Below are 4,467 nucleotides of genomic sequence, written 5' to 3' on the forward strand. Positions count from 1 at the left end.
GCACCCGTCCAGGGTGCGGGGCCGCACGCGTACCCGGGCATGTTCACCGGACGTGCACGGAGGCGACACCGTGCCGCCCCTGCCGCGACGTACCGGCTCGATACACATTGCGCCATGACCACTTTGCTGGTGCCGGCCCGGAACCCGGGGCTGTCGGAGGCGGTGCTGTCGGGGCCGCGGTACTCCCTGCTCGTGTCCGCCGACCGCGAACATCGCGAGGCCGCACAGCGGCTGCGTTACCGCGTCTTCGCCGCCGAACCCGGATTCCGCCTCCCGGCAGGCATGCCCGCGGGCCTCGACGCCGACCGCTTCGACGAGTACTGCGACCACCTGTTGGTGCGCGAGAACCACACCGGCGCGGTGGTGGGCTGTTACCGGATGCTGCCGCCGGAGGCCGCACGCGCCGCCGGGGGCTACTACACCGCCACCGAATTCGATCTCACCGCCCTCGATCCCGACGGTCTGCGGGCGGTGGAGATGGGCCGCGCCTGCGTCGACCCCGCCCACCGCTCCGGCTCGGTCCTGTCGCTGATGTGGGCCGGGATCCTGCACTACCTGCAACTCACCGGGCACAACTGGGTCATGGGGTGCGTGTCGGTGCCGATGCGCACCCACCCGTCCGACGTGCCCGGCGCCAACGTCCGGGGAGTGCGCGACGTGCTGCTGGCCCGGCACTCCGTCGAGCCGGCCCGGCGGGTGCTTCCCCGGACCCCGGTCGTCGTCGACGGCCGCCCCCTCGACGACATCCCGTCCCCCGCGCGGCCGGTGCTGCCGCCGCTGCTGCGCGGGTATCTGCGGCTCGGTGCTCGCATCTGCGGCGAGCCCGCCCACGACCCCGACTTCGGGGTGGCCGACTTCGTCGCGCTGCAGAGCCTCGCCGGAGCCAACGCGCGCTACCTCGAGCGGCTGCGGACCGCCGCCGAGAGCGCCGAGGCGGCCGCAGGAGCGCGGGCTTGAACACCCGCGCCCACGCCTGGATGCCGGCCAGTCCCTGCGGCACCGGCTGCCTTCCGGCCGATCCGGGGCGAGTGAGTTTCGTCACGGCGGCGGCGCGCTGGGTGCTCGTGGTGGCGGTGCTGGCGACCGCCCCGTTGCTGACCGCCGGCCGGCTCCTGCCCCGCCCGGGGCGCCTCGCCGCCCAGCGTGCGTTCGCCCGCGTCCTGCTGCGTTGTGCCGGGCTGCGGCTGACGGTGACCGACCTGCGGGACCGCGGCGACGGGGGAGGCGGGGGCGTGCTCGTCGTCGCCCCGCACGTGTCCTGGACCGACGTGCTGGTGCTCACCGCGGTTGCCCCGGCAGGGTTCGTCGCGCGCAGCGACCTGCTCGAGTGGGGACTGCTCGGCGCGCTGGCCCGCCGCATGCGGGTCATCCCCATCGAGCGCGAGCGTCTGCGCGACCTGCCCGTCGTGGTGTCGCGGATCCGCGACCGCCTCCTGGCGGGGGAGCGGATCGCGGCGTTCCCGGAGGGCACGACGTGGTGCGGCAGGGCGTACGGCGGGTTCCGTCCGGCACTGTTCCAGGCGGCGATCGACGCGCAGCGCCCGGTGCAGCCGGTCGGGCTCCGGTACGCCGACGCCGCCGGGACGATCGCCACCGGTCCGGCGTTCGTCGGCGACGAGACGATGGGAGCGTCGCTGCGACGGCTCCTGCGGCACCGGGGCGTGGTGGCGGAGGTGGTGCTCGCCCCGCTCGAGCGGCCCGGCTCCGATCGCCGCGACCTCGCCGCGCGGTGTGAACGGTCCGCGCGCCGGCGGCACGACGACGGCGCCGAGTTCGCCAGGCTCGGCCGGGCCGCCGCCGCGCACGACACCCGTGGTCGCGAGGAGCTCCGGGCCGGACGGTGAGCGCGACGGGCGCGAGCCCCGACCCGCTATCCTGGTTCGGTCATGACCTCGAACCCCGCCGGAGCCTCCGGCACCTCGACGACCGTCTACCTCGATCACGCCGCGACCACCCCGATGCTGCCCGCGGCCGTGTCGGCGATGACGGAGATCTTCGCGACGGTCGGCAACGCGTCGTCCCTCCACGGGTCGGGCCGCGCGGCGCGGCGCCGCATCGAGGAGGCCCGGGAGTCCATCGCCGCGGACCTCGGTGCGCGTCCCTCCGAGGTCGTCTTCACCTCGGGCGGCACCGAGGGCGACAACCTCGCGGTCAAGGGCATCTACTGGGCGCGCCGCGACGCCGATCCGCGCCGTCGCCGGGTGATCGCGAGCGCCGTCGAGCACCACGCCGTGCTCGATGCCGTCGAGTGGCTCGTCGCGCACGAGGGCGCCGAGGTGACCTGGCTGGCCGTCGACGCCGACGGACGCGTCGAGCCGGATGCGCTGCGGATGGCCCTCGCCGAGCACGCCGACGAGACGGCCCTGGTGTCGGTGATGTGGGCCAACAACGAGGTGGGCACCGTGATGCCCGTCGCCGAGCTCACCGCGGTCGCCGCCGAGTACGGGGTGCCCGTGCACAGCGACGCCGTGCAGGCGGTCGGCCATCTGCCCGTCGACTTCGCCGCGAGCGGGCTGGCCGCCATGACGATCGCCGCGCACAAGTTCGGCGGTCCCCAGGGTGTCGGTGCCCTGCTGCTGGGCCGGCAGGTGCCGTGCGTGCCCCTCACCCACGGCGGCGGACACGAGCGCGACGTACGGTCGGGAACCCACGACACCGCCGGGATCGCCGGCATGGCCGCGGCGCTGCGCGAGGCGACGGTCGAACTCGGCGAACGCACCGTCGCGCTCACGACGCTGCGCGACGAACTGATCGCCGGTGTGACGGCCGTGGTCCCGGACGCGGTCCTCAACGGCCCGCGCGGCGCGGACCGCCTGCCCGGCAATGCACACTTCACCTTCCCCGGCTGCGAGGGCGATTCGCTGCTCATGCTGCTGGACGCGGCCGGGATCGAGTGCTCGACCGGTTCGGCCTGCACCGCCGGGGTGGCGCGGCCGAGCCATGTGCTCGTCGCGATGGGGGCGGACCCCCGCACGGCCCGCGGGTCGTTGCGATTCTCGTTGGGCCACACGTCGACTCGCGCCGACGTGGAGGCCGTTGTGGCGGCGCTGCCGCAGGTGGTGGGACGGGCGCGGGCCGCCGGACTGGCCGGCGCCGGTAGTCGAGAGAGGTGACGTCGATGAGGGTGCTCGCGGCAATGAGCGGTGGCGTGGACTCGGCGGTGGCCGCGGCCCGCGCGGTCGACGCCGGCCACGACGTGGTCGGTGTGCACCTGGCGCTGTCCACGGCGCCGGGCACGCTGCGGACCGGGTCGCGGGGCTGCTGCTCCAAGGAGGACGCCGGGGATGCGCGCCGCGCCGCCGACGTGCTCGGAATCCCGTTCTATGTCTGGGATTTCGCCGACCGGTTCAAGGAGGACGTCATCGACGACTTCGTCGAGTCCTATGCCGCCGGCCAGACCCCCAATCCGTGCCTGCGCTGCAACGAGAAGATCAAGTTCGCGGCCCTCGCCGACCGGGCCGTCGCCCTCGGCTTCGACGCGGTCGCCACCGGCCACTACGCCCGGCTCGACGACGGTGTCCTGCGTCGCGCGGTCGACGCCGGCAAGGACCAGTCGTACGTGCTCGGTGTGCTGACGGCCGACCAGCTCGCGCGTGCGATGTTCCCGGTCGGGGACACCCCGAAGGAGCGGATCCGCGCCGAAGCGGCCGAGCGGGGTCTCGCGGTCGCGGACAAGCCCGACAGTCACGACATCTGCTTCATCCCCTCCGGTGACACCCGCGCCTTCCTCGGTGCCCGCATCGGGGTGCGTCCCGGCCGCGTCGTCGACGCCCGGTCCGGCGCCGTGCTCGCCGAACACGAAGGGGTGCACGGCTTCACGGTCGGACAGCGCAAGGGCCTGGGCATCGCCGGCCCCGGCGCGGACGGCCGCCCCCGCTACGTCACCGCGATCGAGCCGGACACCGGCACGGTGAAGGTGGGCTCCGCGGAAGACCTGAAGGTGTGGGCGATCAGTGCCGAGCGCGCGGTGTGGACGAGCGGGGCCGCGCCGGCCGGACCGGTCGAATGCGTCGTGCAGGTCCGCGCGCACGGCGGTGTCGCGGCGGCCGTCGCCGAGCCCGCCGGCACCGGTCTCGCGGTGACCCTGCGCGAACCGCTCACCGGCGTCGCCACCGGACAGGCCGTGGTGCTGTACCGGCCGGACGCGGGCGGCGACGTCGTCCTCGGCAGCGGCACCATCGTCGGTACCGGCACGGCGGCCACGTCCCGGTGACCGCGAACATCCCGAACCCCTGGTCCGGCGTCGCGACCGGCATCGGGTCGTGGCCCGGCACCGACGCCCGGGAATCGACCGCGACCGTGCTCGGCGAGCTCGAGGCGTTGCCGCACCTGGTCGAGCTGCCGGCCCGCGGGCTCGGGGCCGATCTCATCGGCCGCACCGGCGCGTTGCTGGTCGACCTGCACCTCGACACGTCCACCACCGGGTACCGGCTCGGCGGTCGCCGCGGCGCGGTCGCCGCCCGCGCC

4 protein-coding genes and 1 pseudogene are annotated in these 4,467 nt (G+C 74.9%); all 5 read left to right on the plus strand.

The annotated features are described in order from the left end of the window. Positions 1-114: 114 nt before the first annotated feature. Positions 115-957, plus strand: coding sequence for a GNAT family N-acetyltransferase (locus CQZ88_RS01930; RefSeq protein ID WP_102799163.1), 843 nt, complete (start codon positions 115-117; stop codon positions 955-957). Between the two features lie 20 nt (positions 958-977). Next, the gene (locus CQZ88_RS01935) at positions 978-1,844 is read left to right on the plus strand and encodes a 1-acyl-sn-glycerol-3-phosphate acyltransferase (protein WP_221776307.1); all 867 of its coding nucleotides are present in this window, start codon (positions 978-980) and stop codon (positions 1,842-1,844) included. A gap of 42 nt (positions 1,845-1,886) precedes the next feature. After that, positions 1,887-3,113: a cysteine desulfurase family protein gene (locus tag CQZ88_RS01940; RefSeq protein WP_006933204.1), complete on the plus strand. Its 1,227-nt coding sequence runs from the start codon at positions 1,887-1,889 to the stop codon at positions 3,111-3,113. Between the two features lie 5 nt (positions 3,114-3,118). Further along, positions 3,119-4,213, plus strand: coding sequence for a tRNA 2-thiouridine(34) synthase MnmA (gene mnmA, locus CQZ88_RS01945; protein WP_029544449.1), 1,095 nt, complete (start codon positions 3,119-3,121; stop codon positions 4,211-4,213). Continuing rightward, positions 4,210-4,467 (plus strand): annotated as a pseudogene (locus tag CQZ88_RS30335) (methionine synthase); the annotation flags it as partial. The gene mnmA and the pseudogene CQZ88_RS30335, both read left to right, overlap by 4 nt.

The sequence above is a fragment of the Rhodococcus sp. ENV425 genome (assembly GCF_002887785.1).
Taxonomy (GTDB): domain Bacteria; phylum Actinomycetota; class Actinomycetes; order Mycobacteriales; family Mycobacteriaceae; genus Rhodococcus; species Rhodococcus aetherivorans.